Raw genomic sequence first — 24,232 nt, 5'->3', positions numbered from 1 at the left:
GGCTAAAATGACGATAAAAAACAGAGAATCAGGGTTTTCCGTAGGTGATCTCGTAGAAGTGATCGAAGACAACATCCGTGGAGAGATCAAGGCTATTAACGGGAATATTGCACTCGTTACAACCACAGATGGTTTTGATTTAGAATTTGAATGCAAGGCCTTGGTACCACAATTGGATCAGCAGCCGCTTAACCTATCCGCAGCACAACAAAAACAACGGGAGTTCAGCCGTGAAACAAAGCTAAAAAAGAAGCGAAAAATTCAACCCAGACGCGAAAAGGTTATCCCGCCAATGGAGGTCGATCTGCATATTGAAAAGTTGGTTAAGGATCATCACCGACTCTTGCCTCATGAGCATTTGGAGATTCAACTTGAACGCGCCAAACGCAGTATAGATCTGGCAATTCAAAAACGGCTACCAAAACTGGTATTGATACACGGAGTAGGAGAAGGGGTATTAAAAACCGAATTGCAGTTTTTAATTGGTCGTTATGATGGCCTCAGATATGAACCCGCAGATTATCAAAAATACGGCCAGGGCGCAACGCTAATTCACCTGAGTCAAAAAGCTAGTCGTTGGTAAAGACAGGCTCCACCAAAAAAGTGGCGTTGAAGGCATTGTCAATGGTTCCCAAAAACAAGGATTCTCTGATCAACTCCTCACTTCCATTGGTCAATACAAGATCCAATAAAGTCACCGTAACCGAGGTGGTGAGGGTAAATGTATGAGAACGATACGCCTCTACGAAAGTTTCAACAGCAACATCAGGATTCAAGAAATCAGGACCAACCGCAGGATCGGTAACATCGTCTGTCGGGTCTAAATTGGCGTTGGTATCTTCATTGCGGGTTAGGATGCCGTCTCCATCATCGTCCGGATCTAAATAATCTGGAATACCATCGTTATCTGTGTCCTTTGGATTAGTATACGGATTGTCGTCTCCGTCTGCGTTCTCCGTGTCTAGCTCGTTTGCCGTAGGTACGTTGTCACCGTCGTCATCAAAATCGATATAGTTGGGTAAGCCATCGCCATCGGTGTCTAAAGGATTGGTAAATGGATCTCCGTCTCCATCTTCATCCAGTTCGTCGAGTTCATTTTCTAAAGCGATTCCATCGTTATCATCATTAACCGCAATCACTTCTAAAAGTGCGTCTCCTGAATTCCCCGCAAAATCATTTACAATTTCTGGGGTAGAAGGGGTTACATTACTACAAAAGAATTCAGCGCCAACTTCGGCCGAATAGGTGCGATAATTCACAAAATTCGAGGTCCCGTTGAGTGCATAGGTGCGGTCTTGAGTGCTTAGATAGATCTCATCCGTAGTGCCAAGAACAAGCGAAATAGATTCTAAATTCGAATTGTTGATCTTGTAGAAAACGTAGTCTCCAGGTTCTCCGCAATTCTCCAATTGAATCTCGTCAAAATCAAAGGTAGTTACAATGATATCGCCATCGTCACAGGCTGTTGTACATACTAGTAGGCTTAAAATCAGCAATAACTGAGCGTAGAATCGGTTCATAAGGAGTAATAAAATACGTTCTCTGTATTGGGAACGAAAATAGTCGAAATATGTTATTTTTGCTACAGAATAACCAACTATAACTAAACTTTAAGGCTCTGAAAACTGTATATCTAGACTCCGCAGCAACCACCCAACTGCGTCCGGAAGTTGTCGCAGCCATGACAGCGGTGCTTGCTGATTCCTTTGGGAATCCTTCGTCAACGCACCACAGTGGTCGCGCTTCTAAATCACTGATAGAGAAAGCTCGAAAGGATATTGCAAAACAACTCAATGTGCATCCTGGAGAGATCATCTTCACCTCTGGAGGAACAGAAGCTGATAACTTGATACTTCAGTCTTGTGTGCGTGATCTGGGAGTGGAACGTATCATTTCATCGCCCATAGAACATCACGCTGTATTGCACACCATAGAAGAGCTGGAGCAAGATCGCGGAATTCAAGCAGATTGGGTCCGCATTAAGAAATGCAGCAATATCGACTACGACCATTTGGCAAAACTTCTCGAAGATCGCACTAAGACCACTTTGGTGAGTTTAATGCATATCAATAACGAAGTAGGAACCAAATTAGATGTAGATCGCGTTAGTGAATTAGCACGCAATGCAGGAGCGTATTTCCATTCAGATACCGTACAGTCCATTGGTCACTACGAAGTGGATCTCGGAAACTCGGGGATTGATTTTGCCGCAGTAGCTGCGCATAAATTTCACGGCCCCAAAGGTGCTGGCTTTGCGTATATCCGCAAAGAAACAGGATTAAAACCTTTGATCTTTGGTGGTGCCCAAGAGCGTGGAATGCGTGCCGGAACTGAGGCAACCCACAATATTGTGGGTATGGCCAAGGCCATGGAGATCGCTTATGCGAATTTGGAGACCGAACGAGCACACATTCAAGGAATAAAAGATCACTTCATTAAACAGCTCAAGGCAAACGTGCCGGGAGTGAGCTTTAATGGAAGTTGTGAGGACCCAACAAAGAGCACCTATACCTTGCTGAATGTCTGTTTGCCCTTACCACCGCAAAAAGCGCTGATGTTGCTTTTTCAGATGGACCTAAAGGGAATTGCCTGTTCTAAAGGAAGTGCTTGCCAAAGTGGAAGCTCAGGTGCCTCGCATGTGTTGTCGGCCTTTTTAAGCGAGGAAGATCTGAAAAAACCATCGCTGCGTTTCTCCTTTAGTGCTTTTACTACTAAAGAAGAGATAGACTATGTGGTCGATGTACTTAAAGAGTTCGTAGCCAGTTAAAACTTCATACGTAACCTCAAGTTGAATACGCGAGGGGTTAAGAAATTCGGGATAGAGAACTGCACTTTAGAATTCACATCTCTAACAAAAGTACTGGTAATGGAGTTTCTCACATCAAAGATGTTGAAGATCTCTGCTCCAAAGCTCAATTCTTTAAAGTTGCTTAAAAAGCCAGATTCTCTTTTAAAATCTTCTTGATCTACCAATACATAAGACACACCAACATCGGCACGGCGATAGTCTCTAAGGCGTGTTTGGAAGTCATATGGATCCGCATAGCTGGGAGACCCTGCAGGCAAACCAGTATTGTAAACCAAATTCAAATAGGCTTTTAACTGTGGAATGACAGGAACATAGTCTTGAAATAAAACCGCTATTTTAAGTCGCTGATCTGTCGGCCTAAAAATATAACCGCGATCGTCCATGTTCTCTTCGGTTTTCATGAATCCTAAACTCACCCAACTCTCGGTGCCCGGAACAAACTCTCCAGCTAAACGCATATCAAGCCCGTAAGCGTAGGCCACTGCGTTATTTCTTGCACGATAGCGAATACGTACATTTTCTAAGGTATACGGATTCACGTCGGTTAGATCTTTGTAATAGATCTCAGAATTTAAGGTAAATGGGCGTCCCCACAGATTAAAACTGTAATCGTTACCCAGAACGATATGGATAGACTGTTGCGCCTTTACCCCCGGACGTACTGTTCCGGTAGAATCTCGTAATTCTCTGTAAAATGGCGGTTGGTGGTAAAATCCTCCTGAAAGACGGAAAAGCATGTCCATGTCCCAATCTGGCTTTATTGCCAGTTGTACGCGTGGACTAACTACCGTTTGCGTTACCGATTCAATATTATCTCCTCCCACGGTCCAATTGTGCGCTCTAACCCCTGCGTTGAGCCAAATGTCACTGTTGCCCCACGTTGTTTTGCGGCTCCATTGGGCATAACCGGAAAAACGATTGGTCTGCACATTGTTTTGCGCACGTATCGTATTGAACGGCACTATAGGGGTTGCGTTGGGATTGTAGGGTTGATCGTTTCTGAATTCGAACAAAGGTGGGCGGATAGAGAATCCTGCAGAGTCGATGATCTCGTATTCTTCAACGCGATCTATGATATCTTCTCGGGTGAATTTAATTCCGTATTCGAACTTATTGTCGCCTAGGGCGATGTTCCCTTTGTGTTCTACATTTACTATTAGAGCATCTAAATCATTACGAGCGTGGGTAAGCTGAGAGCCTATACCTTCGCTGAACTCAACCTCACCGAGGTTTTCATCTCCGATATTATTATTTACCTGTCCTAAGCGATAATTGGCAAAGATGTCAAAATACTCTTGTTCCTGTGTTTGAAAGACAGAAGCGATAAACTTGGCTGTGTAATTCTCTGAAACCAGATAGGTTCCTTTCAAAGCTCCGAAGTAAGTGTCGTAGCGATCTTCTTCCTGACCCTCGTAAAAGATCAAAAGGGCAATAGGGTCGGCAAGAGTTCCAAAGTTGGTCTGTCTGGTCTCCGGCTCAAAACTGTAGCGATTAATAGCAGCGTTTCCTAAAAAGCTCAGATCGAACTTGCTGCTCACCTTGTAGTTCAAATACGCTTGCGCATCTGCAAAGCGCGGGCGGAAGTTGGTTTCGGTCTGTTTGGCGTTAACAAACAAACTGTTATCTCTATAGCGCAGACCTACCATCCCACTAAAACGTCCGTCCTTAGAAATACTTCCGGCAGAGACACTAGCCCCTAAAAAACTGAGATCTGCACTGGCTTCGAATTCCGTAGGTTTCTTGTAAGTGATATCTAAAACAGAAGACAAACGATCGCCGTATTTAGCCTGAAATCCTCCAGCAGAGAAATCTACAGAAGAAGTAAGATCTGTATTGACAAAACTCAAACCTTCTTGTTGTCCGCTGCGGATCAAAAATGGTCGATACACTTCGATCTCGTTCACGTAGAGCAAGTTCTCGTCAAAATTACCACCGCGAACCGTGTACTGCGTACTGAGTTCATCGTTTCCACCAACTCCAGGAAGGGATTTGATCAAATTTTCCACGCCGGCATTGGCACCGGGAATACGACGCACTGTAGCTGGCGAGATCGTAGTAACCCCCTGAACCTGCTTGTTTTCACGTCCAGTTATCACAACTTCAGTGATCTGCTCTACATCGATCTGAAGCTGCGGATTGAACTCGTAATCCTCGTTGCGATCTAAATTCACGGTGACCTGCACTTGTTGGTGGCCAACGTGCGTAAATGTGATCACAACATCCTGATTAGCAGGGATCTCTAAATAATAAAAACCACTTAGATCGGTTTGCGTTCCGCCGCCATCTACCAAAACATTTACAGAATCTAATGGATTGTTGTCTGGGTCAAAGACAATACCTCTTACGGCAGCTGTTTGCGCTTGGATAAAATTAGTAAGCAGTAAAAAAAATAGAAAAAACGGGAGTCTAGAAGGTTTCAAACGCTTTGGTTATGATTGTTTTCTAAAAAAGGTTGCTTCAAATGTAGTACTATTTCCCACATTATCTACTACAACCAACTTCAATTTGTTTTCGGTTTCGCTTATCACGGCATCGTCGAAATCATAAGTTAAAACGTCCTTTTTGTAATTATATTCCATAAGGATGAATTTGCCGTTTATCGTAGCGCGATAGGATTTGATTCCGCTCTCTTCATCTTCAATTTTAAGGCGCAGGGTCTTGTTATTGCTGATCCATTTCCCATCTTGAAAATTAACAGGCGTAATGGTAGGCGATTGTCTGTCGGAGGCTAGGACATAGGTGCCAAAGGTCCTGGTTCTGATAGAGAGCTTTTTCCCTTTGCGATAGGTAGTATTGTAATAGGGTTCTCCTTTGTAATTGAGTCTACCTATATAGAGCTTGTCCAGATCAGCTTCAGCATAATTGCTGGCGTCAAAACTCAAAGTAATGTTTTTATGAATTGGGACTTCATCTACATGAAATTGCAAGGTATCTGCCTCTGCTTGAATGTCGAGGTATACATCCTCGTATAGACTATTACTCGGGATAAAGACCGAGAATTTCCCTTTGGTTATTGAGGTGTTCTCTACAGCACTAACAAAATCTAGCCCTTCTTTATTACTTTCTTTTGGAGAGTTGCTGGGAGCCTCGCCTGCTATTGGAATGTCGATACGCACGGTATTGTCCTGAAAATCTCTGACCACAATAGAATACACGCCTTGATAGCCAGGTTCAATGTCTATTAGACCGTCCGCGTCTTGATTTTTAAAAAGGCTCAAGGGATTGTTAGGCGCTACAAATAGTCGTTGCACACGACTCTTGTTGCGTTGCCAGTAACCGTAATCGATATATTGATTCAAATATCGGGTCTCGTTAAAACTGAAGCGATCAAAGAGCACATTGAGCTTAGATTCGCCGTTAAAAGTGGTCTTAATCTGATAGACCCCATTCTTGTTAGAAGCACCGTTCATTTGGTCGTATGCGGAAATACCAAAACCAATACGGCCTTGCGCTTTGAGCTTTTCGGTTTTAAAAGAGCCATCCTTTTGCGGAATTAGCCTTAGTTTGACAGGTTCAAAACCATTGTTCACGTGCGCACCCTCACCTTGGGGGTAGGCAATCACGCTGTTTATAAGCGGTTTTTTATCATCGGGGATATCAATCCCGAACAGCATTGGATTCATAGGGCGGGAGGCGCCATCTCTGATCTCGAAATGTAAATGCGGCCCGCCACTGCTACCGCTGTTGCCTGAATAAGCGATAAGATCTCCTTTCTTTACCGCGAGCATTTGGGCCTCTGGAAAAAGCTCTATTTCGTAAGATTCTTTCTTGTATTGTTGTTTCTTTACGTACTGCTGAATAGCTCCTGCATAATTACTCAAATGCGCATAAACAGTAGAGTAGCCGTTATCGTGCTTAATGTACAATGCCTTTCCATAACCATAATGGGACACTTTGATACGACTCACAAAACCGTCGGCTGGCGCATAGACGGGGATACCTTCTCGCTGCTGGGTTTTTATATCTAAACCAGAGTGGAAATGGTTGCTGCGGAGTTCACCAAAGCTACCCGATAAAATAAGCGGGATCTCCATCGGGTTGGCAAAATAGTCCTCAGGCACCTCAGGCGCCTGTGAAAAAGCCGATGATATAATACAAAAGCAGAGGAGTAGCCTTAGCAAGGTTTGAGTCATAAGTTAAAGCTGTTATGAGGTTTAATATCCAGTTGTTCAATGATACGAAATATTCTAAAGCAGTGCCAATAGTAAAACCCTGAGTATATGAAAATGTAGCAAGCTTTTACCACTTGTAAAAAATAGCCATCCGCAGCTTTAAAAAAACTCTAAAAATATTGGCTTATTATCTGGGGTATGTTAACTTTGTGTAGTTAGCATTGAATGATTGGCCACTATGAGTGATCTTTCTCAAATTGTTGATTCCTTAGAAAATAGGATCAGTAAATTGCTTCACAGAAGCGATGTTCTGCGCAAAACCAATGCGGATTTGCAGCAAGAATTGACATCTTTAAGAAAACAAAAACAAGAGATTCTTCAAGATATCAATACCTGGAAAGAAAAATACGAAACGCTCAAAACGGCCAATGCAATGCTTGGCAGCGACCAATACAAACGAGAAACGAAGCTCAAAATAAATGCATTAGTACGGGAACTGGACCATTGTATAGCCCAGATATCCGAATAAATATGGCTGAAACGCTAAAAATAAAGCTCTCTGTAGCAGATAGAGTATACCCGCTAACCATAAGCCCAGACAAAGAAGAGGGCTTGCGCAAAGCGGCTAAGAAGATCGAACAAATGATCCAGCGTTTCGAACAGAACTATGCGGTAAGAGATAAGCAAGATGTGCTGGCCATGTGCGCCTTACAGTTTGCGGCTCAAGTAGAGCAACGTTCTATAGATAAGGACAACAACCTCGAAGAGATCGAACAGAAGCTAGCTTCCTTAGATCGTTTACTTCAGGATCATATGTCCTAAACGTTCTTTAAATAACACTAGGTTACTGCCTACATTGATACATATTTGGTAAACTCAACAGGAATTCTTTAAAAAGGGTGAGTTGAAACTGTAAAAGCAAGCCGTCTTAGAACGGATCCTTGACCAGTTTGTTAGCCCTAAACTTGTTTTTAAGGAGTTTATACAATTTAAGCTATCGATGTAGGCTTTTTTTTTAGGGATCCCAACTTCGAGTTTTCATTTCCTAAAAAATGGCCTTAGCCTGCTTTCCCTTCGTTATTCCGCTTACGCGTAGCGCTGCTATGCGTTGCGCAGAATGCCTCGGTAAACCAAGCTAATGCTCATTTTCGGTTAAATAAAAACTCAAAGCTGTGACCCTTTAACTACGACTGAATAATCTGCTTTTTTGAGCTAATGGTTATTCATAATTAAACCATCATATGGATACAACTATCATATATATTGCCTTAGGCCTTGGGGGGCTGATCATAGGTTTTCTGATCGCTAAAATGCTTGAAAAGTCTAAGGGTTCTCAGTTGGTGAGCGAAGCTAAAAAGACTGCTAGCGGAATCGTTAAAGAAGCAAAAAGCGAGGCAGAAAGTATCAAAAAGGATAAGATACTGCAGGCCAAGGAAAAGTTTATTGAACTCAAAGCGGAGCACGAAAAGGTCATTCTCAATAGAGAAAAGAAAATGTCGGAAGCGGAAAAACGCACCCGTGATAAAGAATCTCAAGTATCCAGCGAGCTCTCTAAAAACAAAAAGCTCAACGCCTCTTTAGAAAGCAAAAAGAAAGAATACGAAGACCGCTTGAATTTCTTAGACAAGCGCCAGGCCGAGGTAGATAAAGTACACCGCAGACAAGTAGAACAATTGGAGGTTATCTCCAGTTTATCTGCAGAAGATGCCAAGGAGCAGCTTATTGAGAGTTTGCGAGAAGAGGCTAAGACAGACGCCATGGCTTATATCCAATCGGCCATAGAGGAAGCCAAACTTACCGCCCAACAAGAAGCTAAAAAGGTTGTGATCAATACCATTCAGCGCATCGGGACAGAAGAATCGATTGAGAATTGTGTCTCGGTATTCAACCTAGAAAGTGACGATGTAAAAGGTCGTATCATTGGTCGTGAGGGTAGAAATATTCGCGCATTAGAAGCGGCTACTGGAGTAGAGATCATTGTAGATGATACTCCGGAGGCGATCATTCTTTCCTGTTTTGATTCGGTCCGCAGAGAAGTAGCCAGATTGTCCTTGCACAAATTGGTAACCGACGGTCGAATTCACCCTGCACGTATTGAGGAAGTAGTTAAAAAGACAACCAAACAGATCAACGAAGAGATCGCAGAGGTAGGGAAACGCACAGTGATCGATCTGGGTATTCACGGCTTGCATCCAGAGCTCATCAAGATCGTTGGACGTATGAAATACCGTTCCTCTTATGGGCAGAACCTATTACAGCACTCCCGTGAGGTGGCAAAACTCTGTGGCGTTATGGCTTCAGAATTAGGTTTAAACCCAAAACTAGCTAAACGAGCTGGATTACTACATGACATTGGTAAAGTGCCGGAAAACGAAACCGAAGTACCTCACGCACTTTTGGGAATGCAATGGGCTGAGAAGTACGGAGAAAAGCCGGATGTCTGTAATGCTATTGGTGCTCACCACGACGAGATCGAAATGACGTCCTTGCTTTCGCCTATAGTTCAGGTTTGTGATGCCATCTCTGGTGCCAGACCGGGAGCGCGCAGACAGGTCTTGGATTCTTACATTCAACGTCTTAAAGATCTAGAAGATATTGCCTTTGGCTTTAACGGGGTGACCAAAGCCTATGCAATTCAAGCCGGCCGTGAATTACGCGTTATGGTGGAATCTGAAAAGGTGAGTGATGATAAGGCAGCACAGTTGTCCTTTGAGATCTCTCAAAAGATCCAGACAGACATGACCTATCCTGGGCAAGTAAAGGTAACGGTGATCCGAGAAACACGCGCCGTGAATATCGCGAAGTAATTATTTTGGTTTTCTGAGGATACGCTCCAGCTTTTTACCACGGGCCAGCTCGTCAATAAGCTTGTCTAAATAACGACACTGCCTGGTGGTCTCATTGCTGATCTCCTCAACGCGATAACCACAAATTACACCAGTAATCAAATTGGCATTAGGGTTTAGTTCACACTGATCAAAGAAATCTCTAAAGTTGGTCTTGTTTGCAGCGTGCGCTAAGATTTGGTCTTTATCATAACCGGTCAGCCATTGTATTACTGAATACATTTCTTCTTGAGTGCGCCCTTTCTTTTCTATTTTGCTGATGTAATGCGGTAGGACGGATCCAAAAGCCATATTGGCAATTCGCTCATCGTGATGACTGGTGTCTGATTTGGCCATGGTTTATCGTTATTTTTAATTTACTCAATGATGATCAATGACAACATGAAGCAAGTGGTTATGTTTTTTTCGATGTTTAATAATTGTTGTCAATGACCTAAATCTAACATCAAAAATTTATAAATCCAGAGCATTAGTGATTTATTAATGATAAAAAATAGAGTAAATTAAATCTGGGGTGGGGATGGTAGTCCCCCTATTTCGGTGAATTGAGAAAAAATTTCAAAGCTGAATTTACATACTAACGTCTGTATAATAAGGCTCTTAAAAACTAAGGTCAATCATTGAAAATATTCACATAACCTTTTTCTTCGTTCTCAAAGAATTTTCCATTGACATAACGGAAATGACGGTCTAAACCAGCAATGGTATCCATGTCTTCTTCTGAAAGAGAGAGATCGGCTGCCGCCAGATTCTGTGCTTGACGCCCTTTGTTGGTCGATTTTGGAATCACCGTATTGCCACGATTCACATGCCAGCCTAAAAGGACTTGTGCTGGAGTTACCTCATGCTTATCAGCTATGGCCTTAATCTCTGGAAGTTCGAACATGTCGGGCTCATCGTCTGCCTTCATAGCCGCAGAGCGGTCCGTAGAACCTAAAGGTGAGTAAGCTGTGATCAAGATACCGTTGTCATTACAGAATTGGTGCAATTCCGGTTGTTGGAGTAGTGGATGCCCTTCCACTTGATTCATTTCTGGAGCTTCCTCGGCATGGTCCATTACCCTTTTTAACTTCGGAACGCTGAAGTTGGATACACCGATATGCTTAGCCAAGCCATCTTTTTTAGCGGCTTCCATTTCGGCCCAGGTCTCTTCCAAAGGGATCTCTTCTAAGGACGCATATTGACTCGGGTTCTCTGGCATGGTCACTCCGGGTTTAAAGGCTACCGGCCAGTGGATCAAGTAGAGATCTAAATAATCCAAACGCAGATCCTTTAAGGTCTTTTCTAAGGCCGGACGAACATCACTTGCCTTGTGGGCATCATTCCACAATTTAGAGGTCACAAACAGTTCTTCTCGCTTGACCAAACCACTGTCAAATGCTTCTTGAAAGGCCTCTCCAATGACATCTTCGTTCTGGTAGATTGCGGCACAGTCAATGTGTCTGTAACCGAGTTCAATGGCGTCAAGTATTGCTTTTTTAACTACCTCCGGACTTGATTTCCAAGTCCCTAAGCCCAAAGCCGGAATAGTCGAATTGTCTCTAAATTTTAAATGCTTCATGTGTTTTTACTTCTAGGATGAAATTTACGGATAATTTCAGTCAAATGCGAACGATCAACATGCATATAGACTTCTGTTGTGGTAATGCTTTCATGACCTAACATTTGTTGAATAGCCCGCAAATCTGCTCCGTTCTCTAGCAGGTGAGTCGCAAAAGAATGCCTAAAGGTGTGCGGAGAGATGCTCTTTTGAATTCCTGCGGATTCTGCCAAGCGTTTTACCAAAGTAAAGATCATGGCGCGCGTGAGTCCTTTTCCGCGGCGATTCAAAAACAAAGTGTCTTCGTGCCCGGGAGCAATGCTGAGCTGAATGCGTTCTGTGGTACGGTAAAGGTCAATATATTTAACAGAAGCTTGGCTTACTGGTACAAAACGCTGCTTGTTGCCCTTTCCTGTAACCTTGATCACTCCTTCTTCAAAGAATAGGTCCGAGAGTTTTAGTTCTACCAACTCGGTAACCCTTAGGCCACTGCCGTAAAGCGTTTCTAACATGGCACGGTTTCGAGTTCCCTGCGGATGGCTTAGATCTACAGCCATAAGTAGTCTATCCACTTCCGCTATAGAAAGCGTATCGGGTAATTTTCGTCCAATCTTAGGTGCTTCCAGTAACTCCAAAGGATTGTCTTTGCGATACTTTTCAAAGATCAGGTAGTTGAAAAAGCCTTTCAGGCCAGATATTATGCGGCTTTGCGTTCTTGGGTTTACCTCTTTCGCAATGGCATAGATAAATTCTTGAATCCGCTCCTGATCAATATCAACAGGGCCATCACTGCACGCAGATTCATCCAACCAACGCACTAACTTTTGCACATCAAGGGTGTAATTGTTTATGGTATTGGCAGAAAGGCCGCGCTCTATCTTGAGGTAAGTAGCGTAATCTTTCAGGGCCGATTTCCAATTCATCCAAAGTGTTGTTTACAGCTTAAAGATGCTAAGAAATCAACTAAAAATCTAATAAAGGCTAAAAGTTCTCGTTATATTTAAAAAACGAAAACAGACAAAAATGAAAAAACTTCTTTTAATCGCGCTGATAGGCCTTTACGGACTATCTACACAAGCACAAGGTTTAGACTTTGGTATTAAGGCAGGGGTAAACTTTGCTAATATTACCGACGCTACAGGACTTGACAATCGTACAGGCTTTGTGGGTGGACTATTCGTAGGAGCCAAACTCAGCGATAACCTGGGAATTCAGGTAGATGCGCTTTACTCACAACAAGGTGCGGAGTTCGATCTGGGCTCTTTTAATTTAGATTATATCAATATTCCAATGGTACTTAAATACTACGTGGCCGGAGGTCTGAATATTCAACTTGGGCCTCAGTTTGGAGTGCTGATAGACGATGATACCCAAACTGTAGTGGGTGAGGTAATTAACGATATCGCAACCAACGATTTCGATATCTCGGGCGTAGTTGGTCTTGGTTTGGACATTCCTTTCGGATTGCGCTTAGAAGGCCGTTATAATTTTGGACTTACCGATGTGCCGGACGAACCTGCAATAGACTTTGACAAAGGAAAGAACTCTGTGGTGACTCTTTCGCTAGGATATTCCTTCCTGTAACAGCTCCGCAGAAAATAAAGAATGAAAGCGCCCTTTGGGGCGCTTTTTTTAATGCAAGCCTTGAAGTAAGAAAACTTGTAAGAATTACTACGTCAGACTCATTATAATACTGAATATCAATGACTTTGTTGAAAACCTTGGGCATAAATACGGCATATGCCCTAGTTTTTGCAATAGCTAAAACCCTAACTTTAAGCGTGTTAACCAATATGTATTCATTATGAAGAAAGTATTTTTATTTGCAGCATTGTTATTTGCAGGAATCGGATCACTGCAAGCGCAAGGCGAATTCAGAGCCGGACTTAGTGGTGGAATACCCATAGGTGATTCTGGAGATTTCGCAACATTCGCTATTGCCGTAGACCTAGGCTATCTCCTAGAAATTTCTGACGAGTTTGACGCCGGTGTCACCACGGGTTATACGCACACCTTTGGTGACGAAGTCACCATAGCCGGTGTAACTTTCGAAGTAGATGACGATCAATTCATTCCTATTGCGGCTTCTGGTCGATTTGAAGTAGCTCCGAACTTTACCCTTGGTGCCGATGTTGGCTATGCCATTGGGATCAATGATGGTAATGACGGTGGATTTTATTATTCGCCTAGGGCTCCATACAGCGTTAGTGAGGCTATAGATATAGTGGCGGCATATCGCGGTGTTAGTGTCAATGGAGGATCTTGGGACGTTATTTCTGCTGGTGTAGAGTTTGGCATAGACTAAATACAATAGACCGGATTCTATCAAAGGAGGCGAATGCCTCCTTTTTCTTTTTGTAAATTTGTGTAGTCTGATCTTAAAAAAAGACCGCTATGAAGAACAAAATAATCACTCTGTTCATTAGTTTTATGACGCTCATCAGCTTTGCTCAAGAAGGCCTAGAAGTTGGAGTTGCCTTTGGTTTGCCCACTGGGGACGCTCGTTTCGCTGTAGCCGCAAATTTTGTGGTAGAAGGAGCCTATTGGATTAATCTGGCCGACAAAGTAGCTTTAGGGCCCAAAGTGGGTTACTCCGCTATGTCAGGAGATGAAGTGGTATTCACCGATTTTTTGGACGATGCACCGAATCAAAACTATCTTACCGTTGCGGCTGCTGGGCTAATTGAACTTGCAGATCGTTTTTGGGCAGGAGCAGACATTGGCTATGGTTTTGGTGCCAACGGATTTGATCAGAACGATCAGATCTTTGGAATCCCTATTGAGAACGTCAATGGCTTCTACTACAGTCCTCGTTTGCGTTATCGTTTTTCTGACAGACTCAATTTAGAAGCAGCTTACCGCTCTATCTTGATCGACGATTATGACGCATCTTCTGTCACCGTTGGAGTGAATATCCAACTTGTAAAATAAAGACCTCATGACTATTTGTATCATTAACGGACCAAATTTGAACTTACTGGGAAAGCGAGAGACCAATGTATATGGCAGTTTGTCCTTTGAAGAGTTTTTAGATGAGCTCAAGGCCAAGTACCCTGAGGTATATTTCGATTATTACCAATCTAACGTAGAAGGAGAGCTGATCAACAAAATTCAGGAAGTAGGTTTTACTGCGGATGGCATTTTGCTCAATGCAGGTGCCTACACCCATACTTCGGTTGGAATAGGCGATGCAGTCCGCGCTGTAAGTACGCCAGTGGTAGAAGTGCATATCTCTAATACTTTCGCACGTGAGGAATTCCGTCACGACTCCTTCATATCTGCTCATGCCAAGGGAGTAGTTATTGGATTTGGCCTGCAGAGTTATGAACTCGGTTTACAGAGCTTTTTATAGCAGAAATTATAGACAACAAGCGTTTAAAATTGAAACATATTGGTTTTCAGCTAAACTGAGATCAATCAAAATCCAAGCATTCATAAATATTCGCATGGAAAACTTTAGCGGCATTTAAGTTTTTGATAAATTAAATTGGGGAGGGGTTGATAGACCCCTAAAGAGTTCGATTCTAGAAATTATCATCTTAAGCTAAAATCCAGAAGCAATAATCTCCATAACTCCAACGAGAATCGTCGTTTTCAATTTAACATCCTACAATAAATTGATACTTAGAGGTACTTCTAAAGTTCAAGAAAGTTCACCTCAATTTTTCACAAGCAAATTATTCAATCTTAGAGTTTGCTGCATATACTATCATTTCATAAATACAGATAAATAGAGTTTTTTAATAGTTGCAGAAATTGCTAGTTTGAATTGGGGAGGGGTTGGAAACCCCAGACAATTCGTTTACAAACAAATTTCCATTGCAACCACATTTAAATTGATACAAGGCCTGAATAAAATCAACTTCCGCTCTAAACACAAAAAAGCACCCATTACTGAGTGCTTTTGATTTTTATCGTGTGAGTAAATTGAACTAGAGGTGTATCACTTCATCGTATGCATCTGCAACGGCTTCCATTACAGCTTCACTCATAGTTGGGTGCGGGTGAACCGCTTTCAATACTTCGTGTCCTGTAGTCTCTAATTTACGACCCAACACCGCCTCTGCGATCATGTCCGTAACACCAGCACCTATCATATGACAACCCAGCCATTCACCGTATTTAGCATCAAAGATCACTTTTACGAAACCGTCTTTGTGTCCACCGGCGCTAGCTTTACCAGAAGCAGAGAAAGGGAACTTTCCAACTTTAATGTCATAACCAGCCTCTTTGGCTTGCTTTTCTGTCATCCCTACAGAAGCGATCTCTGGAGTTGCATAAGTACAGCCAGGAATGTTACCGTAGTCGATTGGTTCAACGTGCATTCCTTTGATCTTTTCAACACAAGTAATACCTTCTGCGGAGGCCACGTGGGCTAGGGCAGGACCAGGTACTACATCACCAATGGCGTAATAACCAGGAATGTTGGTCTGGTACCAGTCGTTCACAACGATCTTGTCACGATCGGTAACAATTCCGACGTCTTCTAAACCTATATTTTCAATGTTTGATTTGATTCCAACAGCAGACAATACAATGTCAGCCTCGAGGACTTCTTCGCCTTTTTTGGTCTTAATGGTAGCCTTAACTCCTTTCCCAGAGGTATCAACGCTTTCTAACGACGCATTGGTCATTACTTTGATGCCCGCTTTCTTAAACGAACGCTCAAATTGTTTGGATACTTCCTCGTCTTCTAATGGTACAAGGTTTGGCAAATACTCTACTATGGTAACCTCGGTTCCCATGGTATTGTAAAAGTGAGCGAACTCCACTCCAATAGCTCCAGATCCAACAACGATCATGCTCTTAGGTTGCTTGTCCAGGGTCATGGCTTGACGATATCCAATCACTTTTTTCCCGTCTTGCGGTAAATTACCTAGTTCTCTCGAGCGAGCTCCAGTAGCAATAATGATATGATCTGCTTTGTATTCAGTTCCGTTAACTTCTACCTTTTTTCCTGGTTTGAGTTTTCCGTGCCCTTCAATCACATCGATTTTGTTCTTTTTCATCAAGAACTGAACGCCTTTACTCATCCCATCAGCAACAGAACGGCTACGCGCTACGACCTTTCCGAAGTCCTTGTCTGCGTTATCCACAGTAAGGCCGTAATCTTCGGCATGTTTTAAGTATTCGAATACCTGAGCACTCTTAAGCAAGGCTTTGGTAGGGATACATCCCCAGTTCAAACAAACCCCACCCAGGCTTTCTTTTTCTACTACTGCAGTTTTAAAACCGAGTTGAGAAGCGCGGATAGCGGTTACATAACCCCCAGGGCCACTTCCCAGAACTATAACATCGTATTGCGTCATTTCGCTACTATTTTAAGGTGTTTTTTAGAGTCCTCAAAGTTACGAAATAACCTCAACCGAAGCCAACTTTTTGAAACGAGAATTAAATTCGTACCAAGACGTATCCCTGTCTGGTCTTTTTGTAGTGCTTACCATTCCAAGTGTAATAGCGTTGTCCACGTATCATAACTATCCGGTGATTTTTTGGAGCTGTCTTTACAACAGTGACTTGGGTGCTAGGAGTTACCACCACAGATCTCGCACAAGAAGTGGTGAACATTAAAAGGGCAATAATAGCCAATAAAAAAGGTCTCATAAGTGTATAATTTGGTTACACCTATAAGACCTTTTGATGCTTAGAAGGTTTAACTAGTCCTGTCCCTTTTCCGGAATAAAATTCAGAGCTGCACCATTAATACAATGGCGTTTTCCAGTGGTATCACTAGGCCCATCGTTAAAGACATGGCCTAAATGTCCACCACAGGTAGCGCAGTGTTCTTCGGTACGCGCATAACCGATCTTGTAGTCCGTGGAGTATTCCACGTTCCCTTCGATCTCACGGTCAAAACTAGGCCAACCTGTACCGCTGTCGAACTTGTGTTCCGATTTAAAAACCGGAGTACCACATGCCGCGCAGACATAAGTGCCTGCTTCGTAGTTCTTGTTCAGTGGAGAGGTAAATGGACGTTCTGTCCCGGCTTGTCTCAATACATAATATTCTAATTCGGTCAATTCTGCTCGCCATTCGGCATCAGTTTTAGTAACCGGATAAACCTTTGCTTCTTCTTTTTCTGATTTTTGCTGACCATTACACGCAAGTGTTACTGCGCAAAGGGCCATCAAGGCAATTTTATTTAACATCTTTAATCTAGTTCTAATCGTTCTATGTTGTCTGTCGAGACGCTAAGGGCATCCATTACAGCTTCTATATCAAAGATATCGATATTTTCTCCAAAATCCGCAGGAACCACAGCAACTCTAAAGATCTGGTTATCTGTAAAGACTGGGCCTAATAGATCCAAATTAAAATCAGCATAAAGATATACGGACATATCAACTGCAGTGTAGTCAAAGTTGTATACCAAGGTACCATCCGGAGTAAAGAAGGTCTGTGGCAACAAACTCCAAACATCCAAGCCTTCTGGGGTGGTCTCCTCTAATAGATAAACCAAGACCACATCGGAGTCAAATACTTGTAAAGTGCTCGGGTATCCAAAGAAATTTCTGTAGTCATTGCCTGCATTAAAATTGGCATTTACCTCAAAAACAGTTCCGAGTAAACTAGTTCCGTCTAATCCTGGAGGTCCCGGAGGGCCTGGGTCACCTTCGCAAGAAGTAAATACGGTTAGGGGTAAGGCTAGCAATAAGAGTAGTGCAATTCGTTTCATGTTGTTGTAGTTTTTGTTTTTTGCGTTTTTGATTTCTGATCCGCGTAAAAAAGCAGCGGGAATTTATTCAACTATTCAAAAGTCGTTCCAAACTCGATAATCTAGCCAGAAATGCAATTAATCGAAATATTTTACCCACTGTCGATTTTCAAAAACAATGTTACGCCTGCATTTCTGGTACTAAATTTGAATTGTAGATCTTTGAACAGATAATTTTTGTACCTTTTCTAATAGAAAATATACCATCTATGATATTCAAGAAATCACTAACTCTGGCTGCCTTTTGTGCCCTCATGGTAGCCTGTACTACTAATCCTTTCACTGGAAAAAAGACCTTGGCTTTGGTGCCAAATTCACAAATACTACCTATGGCGTTCCAGCAATACGATCAGTTTTTATCTGAGAACAAGGTTGTAACAGGTACTGCGGAGGCCAATATGGTTAAGAATGTTGGTCAGAAAATCTCTACTGCAGCCGAGCGCTGGCTCAATGCGAATGGCTATGCCGGATATCTAAAAGACTACCAATGGGAATTCAACTTGGTGCAAGACGGAGCGGTAAATGCTTGGTGTATGCCAGGAGGGAAGATAGTATTCTACACGGGAATCATGCCTATCGCTAACGGCGAACGAGGCGTAGCGGCCATTATGGGTCATGAGGTTGCGCACGCCTTGGCGAACCACGGTCAACAGCGTATGAGCGCCGGACAGTTACAAGCCTTAGGAGCAGTTGCCGGAAACGTTGCCTTGAGCAAAGACCCTAAGAATCAGCAGATCTTTAATCAGGCCTATGGAATCGGATCTACAGTAGGGGTAATGCTACCATTTAGTAGAAAGCACGAGTCCGAAGCAGATCGCATTGGACTTACCATTATGGCTATAGCCGGTTATGAGCCCACGGAGGCGGTTCAACTTTGGAGACGCATGGCTGCGAATTCGGGCGGACAAGCCCCACCGGAATTCTTAAGTACGCACCCGAGCAACGAAACGCGAATCAACAATATTAAAGGTTGGGTGCCGGAAGCCAAGGCCGAAGCAGCTAAATTTGGAGTTACCTCTTTCAAATAGGCCTGCAGCCCAATAAATTTATTTAACTTAGAAGTCGCCTACACAAGGCGACTTTTTTGTTTGAGCAAACAACGACTAAACACCAACTGCATTGAAACAAGTACTCCCTAAAGGCAGTAAGAAACTCATGCGTGCTTGGGCTTTCTACGACTGGGCCAATTCGGTTTACAGCTTAGTGATAGCCTCGGCCATTTTTCCAATCTATTACGGAGCCCTTTTCGAAATTGCCCAAGTAGACAGTGTTAATTTTCTCGGTTTTGAGATACCGCAAACACCTTTTATCACCTATGTTACCGCTGCTGCGTTTTTGGTGGTTTCCATAATATCACCGATCCTATCTGGTATTGCAGATTACGTCGGGAACAAGAAGAATTTCATGAAGTTCTTCTGCTATCTGGGCTCTTTATCTTGTATGGCCTTGTACTTCTTTGATCTGGATTATCTCTACCTCAGTGCCACAGCCTACTTTTTGGCCCTAATTGGATTTTGGGGTAGTCTGGTTTTCTACAATTCATACCTGCCAGATGTAGCCTATCCGGAGCAACAAGATCGCTTGAGTGCTCAGGGCTTTTCCATGGGTTACATTGGGAGCGTACTTTTATTGGTGGTCAACCTGGTCATGGTGTTAGGAGCACCAGAAGGAGGCGAGATGGCCGCTATGAAATGGTCGTTTGTTATGGTGGGTGTATGGTGGATCTTGTTCAGTCAGTATTCTTTTTACCACTTACCCAAAGGGAACTCTGCCAGCGGTAAAATCCACAGAAAGATCTTAGGTAATGGCTATAAAGAGCTAAGAGGCGTTTATCGGTCACTCTCTAGCAATCCCAGACTTAAAAGGTATCTGGCGGCTTTCTTTGTTTATTCTATGGCCGTGCAAACAGTAATGCTTGTAGCGACCTATTTTGGCGAACAAGAGATCGCTTGGGGCGGCAGTTCCGAAAAGACTATGGGGCTTATTGTGAGTATATTGGTGATTCAATTGGTAGCGGTAATTGGAGCAACGCTTACTGCGAGGGCGTCAAGAAGTTTTGGGAATATTCAGACCTTGGTGGTCATCAATATCATCTGGGTTGCGATCTGTGTGGTCGCCTATTTCATAACAGAACCTTTTGAGTTCTATGCTACTGCGGGAGTAGTTGGTTTGGTCATGGGTGGCATTCAGGCACTTTCCAGATCTACTTATTCAAAGTTCTTGCCCGAGACAGAAGACACCACTTCTTATTTCAGTTTTTACGATGTAGCGGAGAAGATCGGTATTGTTATCGGAATGGGAGTTTACGGTGTAATAGATCAAATTACCGGAAGCATGAGAAATTCCGTCGTTTTTCTGATCTTGTTCTTTGCCGTGGGCGTATTTCTGCTCTTGCGGGTACCTCGAAAAGACCAGTCCGCAGAAAATAATTAAGTTTGCTTAAATAAATCAACCTACTATGATCAAGAAAATCTTGCCAGTCCTGGCGCTATGTCTTTGCATTTTTGCTTGTGAGAACGAACCTTTAGAAGGAGAATTTGTAACCGATGATACCACTATGGACGAAGGTTCTGACACAGACGATACTGATACGGACGACGATACTGATGGAACAGTCTCATTCAATGCCGATGTTGATGGGGTAGCAGTCAATCCAAATTCATTAACTGCTTTCAGTGTAGAGTCTGGAGGAGTTACAAGTATAAATATTGGAGGAGTCAATGCAGCTTCAGGAGCCTCTTTAACATTAACTTTCAATGCCGCATTAGAGGCGGGAACTTACGAGTTTAACAGTTTGCCTCTACCTGGAAATACTATACTTACCTATGCGCCAGACCCTAGCGACGGAACCCTACTTTACAGTTCAGAAGCAGGAGGAACTTTCGTTATTACAGAAGTCACTGCGGAGGGCCGATACACAGGTACCTTTGAAGTAACACTGAGCGTTATAACAGATCCTAGTATTCCTGCAGTGGAAGTTACTAACGGAACCTTTATTGTGCAGCTTTAAGCCAGTCAGTAAATAAAACATAAAAAAAGCCACGCAGTTCATGCGTGGCTTTTTTATTAGTTGATGAATGAAACCTTAGTTTCTAGCGCTGATGCTTCCAGAACCTGATACCTTCTTGTCTACAGACGGGTTGCCGCCATAAGTGATATCGCCAGACCCATTAACTCTAGCTTTTAGACTGCCTTCTGCATAGACTTTGGCATCTCCGGAGCCAGAAATAGCTACTTCGGCATCTTGTGTGCGGAACATGCGACCGTCAAAGTCACCGCTACCGCTGATCTTTAAACTTGCACTGTCTGCGCTACCTTTGAGACGCATATCGCCAGAACCGGTGATCTTAAAAGTTGCCTTACGGGCATTTACTTCTAGGTTTACATCTCCGGAGCCAGTAATGGCCGCCTCAAAATTATCTGCGCTAATGGCATCTCTGGTCATTACATCACCAGAACCCGTTAGTTTAACGCCGCTAAGATCTTCAAAAGGAACAGTGACCTTGATAGGGTTCTTAGACTTTAGGTAATAACCTTTTTTAACCTTTACAATTAGCTTGTCACCTTCGGTCTCTACTACGATATACTCGTGGAAGTTACTGTCTGCTTCTACGCTGATGCGACCTTCTGATCCGCTTACTAAGTAAACATCCATGGGTCCGACTGCTGCGATCACATCGTAGTCTCCAGTAGAAACAGTTTCTGTGGTCACATTGCCGTTTCCGTTTACCTTTTTGTTACCCCATTGGGCCTGTGCTGGTAGGGCACACAGTAAAAAAAGTACGCTTAATAGTTTGATTGTGGATTTCATGTTTTTTGATTTAGATGATTATTGTTTTTTTAGTGTTACGCCTCCATAAGAAGAGCGTACGTTTATCGTATTGCCGGAGTTCGCACTTCCGTGATAGCCTTGATAACTTTTTTGACTTCCGTCTTTAGACTCCATTCTAAGGTTCAGATCATCCTTTCCGCTTAAGCTGGCATAAGACAGATTTACCATAAAATCAAAGTTGTATCCAGGGTCGTATCCCAATCGAATTCCCGCATAAGAGGACTTGATGGTCACATCTCCGGCAGCTGGCATTAAGCGATCTACCGTAATAGACCCATAATCCGAATTGATATTGAAATTTCCAGAAACCCTGTCAAAGCTTGCGGGGATATAATCTCCGTTTCCAGTAACTGTCCCTGCATCGCCTACATTGAGCTTTCCGTAGTCGCAGTTGTAATTCAGTTCGCCTACCTTTTCAATACTACTTTTGGTATAGTCCGCATTGAGTTCCAAGTATTCAACCTCGTCCAAGCTAAAGCTGCTGTAATCTGCATTGATACGCCCGCTCTTCATATAAGCGATAGAAGAGTTGTTGGTGTAATCGAAGCTGAGCAGGTTATTGTCTGCATTCAAACGTCCTATATTGAGCTGTCCATAATCGCAAGAGATCTTTACATTCCCGTTACTTTCATTCAGGTTGATGGCTCCGTAGTCGTTGCTTAGATCCAGTGAATTGGTTACCGGAACTTTCACTACATAGTTCACTTCTATAGATACGCCATTGTTCTTATTTTTCCACCAGCTCCAGGAACGGCCGCCGCTACCAATTTTAGTTTTGGCGCTTACCAAAGATCCATTGCCAGAAAACTCCACGTCTATATCGTCTAAGCGTTTCTGAACCTTTTCTTCGTTGTTTCCATTGGTTGTAATGGTTACCTCGATCACCGTGCGGTTCTGCCCCCAGGTAACTATGTCTAAGTTCCCGTAGGTATTGTCAATACGCAGGCCGGCATTAGCGTTTACTGTGTATTCTTTAGATAGTTTTTTCTCCTTGGTGTATTTACCTTTGAATTTGTCGTTGTTTCCAGCTACTGCCACTGCAGGCAATAACAAGAGTATTATTAGGGATTTAAATAGTGCTTTCATCAGTGTTAGATTGGTTGATTAATTCGATTCCTTCTATCGTAGAGATCACGTGTTGAAGCAGATCGATACGATTTTGAAAATTATTGATCATGGCGTGAATAACACGCTTGTCATTACCGCTTTCGACAAGGTCATCTTGGAGTTTCAAATATTCTTGCTCCAAGGTTTCCATTTGTAGCATAGCATCATTGATCAGGACTTTAGCTGCTTCGGATTCAAAGCTGCTCAAGCGTTCCAATTCGGTGTTTATCGCCGTATTGAAAAATTCCTGAGTCTGCGCCATTTCTGGCGATACACTCGCCAAACCTTCTGCTTCTGTTGCTGTCGGATCAAATACTCCAGTCAACAAAAAGGCTAGGGTTATCACTGCTGCAAAAGCAGAGACGATCTTCCAATAGGCAATCTTTGGCATTCCGCTGCTCATAGGCTGCTCCTTGTTCAGGCGCTGCATAAAGCGAGCGTTGTGTCCTTCTGGGGCACTTTTGGTGTCGAACTGACCTTCTAAGCGCTCAAATAGGGCCTCTATATTGTCGTGTTGTTTCATACGCTAAGTTTCTGTCTTAAACTTTCTTTCGCTCTAGAGATCATGGTACGGCAATTCCCGTAACTTATTTTCATGATCTCACAGATCTCTTCATGATCATATCCTTCTATCAGATGCAGGCTCAACACCTGTCTGTAATTGTCCTTTAAGGCACTTAAGCCTTCCATGACCGCTGCTACCTTTACTTGTGAATAATCTGCCTCTGTCAATGAGCTCGATTCTTCTACGGTTTCTGGTAACTGGTCCACCGAAACGTCGGTAAAACGTTTGTTTTTCTTGTATTGGGCAATACTGTTGTTTACCACTATACGCTTCAACCAAGATCCGAAGGTAGCATCGCCTTTAAACGTATCTAGCTTGTTAAAGGCAGCGATAAAAGATTCTTGCATAACGTCCTCGGCCTCCAGAGAATCCTTTACTATTCGAAAAGCAGTGTTGTACATCGCTTTCTGATATCGGTTATAGACCTCCAATTGCGCCAATTGATTACCGTCTCTGCAAAGACCCAAAAGGGCTTCAATGGGTTGGTCTGTATTTGGTTGGGTTAGTGCCAAGAAAAACTATTGTTTATGCTAAAGAAGGACTTGCTGCTTTGATGTTACAGTTTACAACAAAAAAATTGCCGATTGGCACATTAATTGACTAAATGTGGTGGTCGTGTGTGCCGCTTAGTCCGCTATTTAAGGCCTTCGCCGCAGATATACCACTTTAAAGAGCTATTAAAAAGAATTCACCTACCACCAGGAGG

26 protein-coding genes and 1 other RNA gene are annotated in these 24,232 nt (G+C 43.0%); 13 read left to right on the top strand and 14 right to left on the bottom strand.

The window, feature by feature from the left end; translation table 11 throughout:
• The first annotated feature begins 7 nt into the window (after positions 1-7).
• Entirely contained in the window at positions 8-583 is a 576-nt protein-coding gene (locus BTO09_RS14305) for a Smr/MutS family protein (RefSeq protein WP_087525431.1), read from the top strand.
• On the opposite strand, the gene BTO09_RS14300 is transcribed toward BTO09_RS14305, so the two are convergent.
• Entirely contained in the window at positions 570-1,520 is a 951-nt protein-coding gene (locus BTO09_RS14300) for a hypothetical protein (RefSeq protein WP_087525430.1), read from the bottom strand. The two genes, BTO09_RS14305 and BTO09_RS14300, sit on opposite strands and share 14 nt — an antisense overlap.
• Positions 1,521-1,618: 98 nt before the next feature.
• Here BTO09_RS14300 and BTO09_RS14295 point away from each other — a divergent pair, with 98 nt between their 5' ends.
• On the top strand, positions 1,619-2,767 hold the full coding sequence (locus tag BTO09_RS14295) for a cysteine desulfurase family protein (RefSeq protein WP_087525429.1): 1,149 nt from the start codon (positions 1,619-1,621) through the stop codon (positions 2,765-2,767).
• Here BTO09_RS14295 and BTO09_RS14290 read toward each other — a convergent pair.
• Both BTO09_RS14290 and BTO09_RS14285 read right to left on the bottom strand, forming a co-directional pair.
• Positions 2,764-5,229 carry a carboxypeptidase-like regulatory domain-containing protein gene (locus tag BTO09_RS14290; RefSeq protein ID WP_087525428.1) on the bottom strand — a complete coding sequence of 822 codons (2,466 nt, stop codon included), beginning with the start codon at positions 5,227-5,229 and terminating at the stop codon, positions 2,764-2,766. The two genes, BTO09_RS14295 and BTO09_RS14290, sit on opposite strands and share 4 nt — an antisense overlap.
• A gap of 9 nt (positions 5,230-5,238) precedes the next feature.
• Positions 5,239-6,942: a M23 family metallopeptidase gene (locus tag BTO09_RS14285; protein ID WP_087525427.1), complete on the bottom strand. Its 1,704-nt coding sequence runs from the start codon at positions 6,940-6,942 to the stop codon at positions 5,239-5,241.
• A gap of 217 nt (positions 6,943-7,159) precedes the next feature.
• Here BTO09_RS14285 and BTO09_RS14280 point away from each other — a divergent pair, with 217 nt between their 5' ends.
• From BTO09_RS14280 to rny, 4 genes are all read left to right on the top strand, one after another.
• Positions 7,160-7,450: a hypothetical protein gene (locus tag BTO09_RS14280; protein ID WP_087525426.1), complete on the top strand. Its 291-nt coding sequence runs from the start codon at positions 7,160-7,162 to the stop codon at positions 7,448-7,450.
• Positions 7,451-7,452: 2 nt separating this feature from the next.
• A complete protein-coding gene (locus BTO09_RS14275) occupies positions 7,453-7,743 on the top strand; it encodes a cell division protein ZapA (protein WP_087525425.1) in 291 nt (96 codons plus the stop codon).
• Between the two features lie 52 nt (positions 7,744-7,795).
• Positions 7,796-7,903, top strand: a non-coding RNA gene (gene ssrS, locus BTO09_RS14270) — 6S RNA.
• 259 nt (positions 7,904-8,162) lie between these two features.
• Complete coding sequence (gene rny / locus BTO09_RS14265; protein ID WP_087525424.1) at positions 8,163-9,728, top strand: ribonuclease Y; 1,566 nt, start codon at positions 8,163-8,165, stop codon at positions 9,726-9,728.
• On the opposite strand, the gene BTO09_RS14260 is transcribed toward rny, so the two are convergent.
• The 3 genes from BTO09_RS14260 to xerD all read right to left on the bottom strand — a co-directional run bounded on the left by BTO09_RS14260 (position 9,729) and on the right by xerD (position 12,230).
• Complete coding sequence (locus BTO09_RS14260; RefSeq protein ID WP_087525423.1) at positions 9,729-10,103, bottom strand: DUF2200 domain-containing protein; 375 nt, start codon at positions 10,101-10,103, stop codon at positions 9,729-9,731.
• Between the two features lie 277 nt (positions 10,104-10,380).
• Complete coding sequence (locus tag BTO09_RS14255) at positions 10,381-11,328, bottom strand: aldo/keto reductase (protein WP_087525422.1); 948 nt, start codon at positions 11,326-11,328, stop codon at positions 10,381-10,383.
• Positions 11,325-12,230 carry a site-specific tyrosine recombinase XerD gene (xerD, locus tag BTO09_RS14250; protein WP_087525421.1) on the bottom strand — a complete coding sequence of 302 codons (906 nt, stop codon included), beginning with the start codon at positions 12,228-12,230 and terminating at the stop codon, positions 11,325-11,327. Before xerD ends, BTO09_RS14255 begins: the two co-directional genes overlap by 4 nt.
• Positions 12,231-12,330: 100 nt before the next feature.
• Here xerD and BTO09_RS14245 point away from each other — a divergent pair, with 100 nt between their 5' ends.
• The 4 genes from BTO09_RS14245 to BTO09_RS14230 all read left to right on the top strand — a co-directional run bounded on the left by BTO09_RS14245 (position 12,331) and on the right by BTO09_RS14230 (position 14,659).
• Positions 12,331-12,891: a porin family protein gene (locus BTO09_RS14245; protein ID WP_087525420.1), complete on the top strand. Its 561-nt coding sequence runs from the start codon at positions 12,331-12,333 to the stop codon at positions 12,889-12,891.
• Between the two features lie 220 nt (positions 12,892-13,111).
• A complete protein-coding gene (locus tag BTO09_RS14240; protein ID WP_087525419.1) occupies positions 13,112-13,612 on the top strand; it encodes an outer membrane beta-barrel protein in 501 nt (166 codons plus the stop codon).
• A gap of 89 nt (positions 13,613-13,701) precedes the next feature.
• The gene (locus BTO09_RS14235; RefSeq protein WP_087525418.1) at positions 13,702-14,238 is read left to right on the top strand and encodes an outer membrane beta-barrel protein; all 537 of its coding nucleotides are present in this window, start codon (positions 13,702-13,704) and stop codon (positions 14,236-14,238) included.
• A gap of 7 nt (positions 14,239-14,245) precedes the next feature.
• Complete coding sequence (locus BTO09_RS14230; RefSeq protein ID WP_087525417.1) at positions 14,246-14,659, top strand: type II 3-dehydroquinate dehydratase; 414 nt, start codon at positions 14,246-14,248, stop codon at positions 14,657-14,659.
• Between the two features lie 580 nt (positions 14,660-15,239).
• Here BTO09_RS14230 and lpdA read toward each other — a convergent pair.
• From lpdA to BTO09_RS14210, 4 genes are all read right to left on the bottom strand, one after another.
• Entirely contained in the window at positions 15,240-16,616 is a 1,377-nt protein-coding gene (gene lpdA, locus BTO09_RS14225; RefSeq protein ID WP_087525416.1) for a dihydrolipoyl dehydrogenase, read from the bottom strand.
• A gap of 82 nt (positions 16,617-16,698) precedes the next feature.
• A complete protein-coding gene (locus tag BTO09_RS14220) occupies positions 16,699-16,911 on the bottom strand; it encodes a DUF6515 family protein (RefSeq protein ID WP_087525415.1) in 213 nt (70 codons plus the stop codon).
• Between the two features lie 53 nt (positions 16,912-16,964).
• Positions 16,965-17,456, bottom strand: a complete 492-nt coding sequence (gene msrB, locus BTO09_RS14215; RefSeq protein ID WP_087525414.1) for a peptide-methionine (R)-S-oxide reductase MsrB — start codon at positions 17,454-17,456, stop codon at positions 16,965-16,967.
• Positions 17,457-17,458: 2 nt separating this feature from the next.
• Positions 17,459-17,983 carry a hypothetical protein gene (locus tag BTO09_RS14210; RefSeq protein WP_087525413.1) on the bottom strand — a complete coding sequence of 175 codons (525 nt, stop codon included), beginning with the start codon at positions 17,981-17,983 and terminating at the stop codon, positions 17,459-17,461.
• A 248-nt stretch (positions 17,984-18,231) separates the two neighbouring features.
• Here BTO09_RS14210 and BTO09_RS14205 point away from each other — a divergent pair, with 248 nt between their 5' ends.
• The 3 genes from BTO09_RS14205 to BTO09_RS14195 all read left to right on the top strand — a co-directional run bounded on the left by BTO09_RS14205 (position 18,232) and on the right by BTO09_RS14195 (position 21,032).
• Positions 18,232-19,050 carry a M48 family metallopeptidase gene (locus BTO09_RS14205; protein WP_198356494.1) on the top strand — a complete coding sequence of 273 codons (819 nt, stop codon included), beginning with the start codon at positions 18,232-18,234 and terminating at the stop codon, positions 19,048-19,050.
• 91 nt (positions 19,051-19,141) lie between these two features.
• Positions 19,142-20,455: an MFS transporter gene (locus BTO09_RS14200; protein WP_232454972.1), complete on the top strand. Its 1,314-nt coding sequence runs from the start codon at positions 19,142-19,144 to the stop codon at positions 20,453-20,455.
• Between the two features lie 25 nt (positions 20,456-20,480).
• Positions 20,481-21,032: a hypothetical protein gene (locus BTO09_RS14195; RefSeq protein ID WP_087525412.1), complete on the top strand. Its 552-nt coding sequence runs from the start codon at positions 20,481-20,483 to the stop codon at positions 21,030-21,032.
• Positions 21,033-21,107: 75 nt separating this feature from the next.
• On the opposite strand, the gene BTO09_RS14190 is transcribed toward BTO09_RS14195, so the two are convergent.
• Genes BTO09_RS14190 through BTO09_RS14175 form a run of 4 tightly spaced genes read right to left on the bottom strand, consistent with a single transcriptional unit; the run spans position 21,108 to position 24,038 of the window.
• The gene (locus tag BTO09_RS14190; protein WP_087525411.1) at positions 21,108-21,833 is read right to left on the bottom strand and encodes a head GIN domain-containing protein; all 726 of its coding nucleotides are present in this window, start codon (positions 21,831-21,833) and stop codon (positions 21,108-21,110) included.
• 18 nt (positions 21,834-21,851) lie between these two features.
• Positions 21,852-22,940 carry a hypothetical protein gene (locus BTO09_RS14185; RefSeq protein ID WP_232454971.1) on the bottom strand — a complete coding sequence of 363 codons (1,089 nt, stop codon included), beginning with the start codon at positions 22,938-22,940 and terminating at the stop codon, positions 21,852-21,854.
• Positions 22,924-23,484, bottom strand: coding sequence for a hypothetical protein (locus BTO09_RS14180; RefSeq protein WP_087525409.1), 561 nt, complete (start codon positions 23,482-23,484; stop codon positions 22,924-22,926). Before BTO09_RS14180 ends, BTO09_RS14185 begins: the two co-directional genes overlap by 17 nt.
• A complete protein-coding gene (locus BTO09_RS14175) occupies positions 23,481-24,038 on the bottom strand; it encodes an RNA polymerase sigma factor (protein ID WP_087525408.1) in 558 nt (185 codons plus the stop codon). Before BTO09_RS14175 ends, BTO09_RS14180 begins: the two co-directional genes overlap by 4 nt.
• Between the last annotated feature and the right edge of the window lie 194 nt (positions 24,039-24,232).

The sequence above is a fragment of the Gilvibacter sp. SZ-19 genome (assembly GCF_002163875.1).
Lineage (GTDB): Bacteria > Bacteroidota > Bacteroidia > Flavobacteriales > Flavobacteriaceae > Gilvibacter.
Note: the sequence above shows the minus strand (reverse complement) of the source record. Positions and strands in the feature narration are given on the sequence as shown.

Coding starts and splice junctions, on each gene's coding strand:
- BTO09_RS14210 (WP_087525413.1), bottom strand. CDS start 17,983: ATGAAACGAATTGCACTACTCTTATTGCTAGCCTTACCCCTAACCGTA.
- rny (WP_087525424.1), top strand. CDS start 8,163: ATGGATACAACTATCATATATATTGCCTTAGGCCTTGGGGGGCTGATC.
- BTO09_RS14195 (WP_087525412.1), top strand. CDS start 20,481: ATGATCAAGAAAATCTTGCCAGTCCTGGCGCTATGTCTTTGCATTTTT.
- BTO09_RS14280 (WP_087525426.1), top strand. CDS start 7,160: ATGAGTGATCTTTCTCAAATTGTTGATTCCTTAGAAAATAGGATCAGT.
- xerD (WP_087525421.1), bottom strand. CDS start 12,230: ATGAATTGGAAATCGGCCCTGAAAGATTACGCTACTTACCTCAAGATA.
- BTO09_RS14300 (WP_087525430.1), bottom strand. CDS start 1,520: ATGAACCGATTCTACGCTCAGTTATTGCTGATTTTAAGCCTACTAGTA.
- BTO09_RS14275 (WP_087525425.1), top strand. CDS start 7,453: ATGGCTGAAACGCTAAAAATAAAGCTCTCTGTAGCAGATAGAGTATAC.
- BTO09_RS14220 (WP_087525415.1), bottom strand. CDS start 16,911: ATGAGACCTTTTTTATTGGCTATTATTGCCCTTTTAATGTTCACCACT.
- BTO09_RS14255 (WP_087525422.1), bottom strand. CDS start 11,328: ATGAAGCATTTAAAATTTAGAGACAATTCGACTATTCCGGCTTTGGGC.
- BTO09_RS14285 (WP_087525427.1), bottom strand. CDS start 6,942: ATGACTCAAACCTTGCTAAGGCTACTCCTCTGCTTTTGTATTATATCA.
- BTO09_RS14180 (WP_087525409.1), bottom strand. CDS start 23,484: ATGAAACAACACGACAATATAGAGGCCCTATTTGAGCGCTTAGAAGGT.
- lpdA (WP_087525416.1), bottom strand. CDS start 16,616: ATGACGCAATACGATGTTATAGTTCTGGGAAGTGGCCCTGGGGGTTAT.
- BTO09_RS14230 (WP_087525417.1), top strand. CDS start 14,246: ATGACTATTTGTATCATTAACGGACCAAATTTGAACTTACTGGGAAAG.
- BTO09_RS14240 (WP_087525419.1), top strand. CDS start 13,112: ATGAAGAAAGTATTTTTATTTGCAGCATTGTTATTTGCAGGAATCGGA.
- msrB (WP_087525414.1), bottom strand. CDS start 17,456: ATGTTAAATAAAATTGCCTTGATGGCCCTTTGCGCAGTAACACTTGCG.
- BTO09_RS14245 (WP_087525420.1), top strand. CDS start 12,331: ATGAAAAAACTTCTTTTAATCGCGCTGATAGGCCTTTACGGACTATCT.
- BTO09_RS14205 (WP_198356494.1), top strand. CDS start 18,232: ATGATATTCAAGAAATCACTAACTCTGGCTGCCTTTTGTGCCCTCATG.
- BTO09_RS14260 (WP_087525423.1), bottom strand. CDS start 10,103: ATGGCCAAATCAGACACCAGTCATCACGATGAGCGAATTGCCAATATG.
- BTO09_RS14305 (WP_087525431.1), top strand. CDS start 8: ATGACGATAAAAAACAGAGAATCAGGGTTTTCCGTAGGTGATCTCGTA.
- BTO09_RS14185 (WP_232454971.1), bottom strand. CDS start 22,940: ATGAAAGCACTATTTAAATCCCTAATAATACTCTTGTTATTGCCTGCA.
- BTO09_RS14235 (WP_087525418.1), top strand. CDS start 13,702: ATGAAGAACAAAATAATCACTCTGTTCATTAGTTTTATGACGCTCATC.
- BTO09_RS14190 (WP_087525411.1), bottom strand. CDS start 21,833: ATGAAATCCACAATCAAACTATTAAGCGTACTTTTTTTACTGTGTGCC.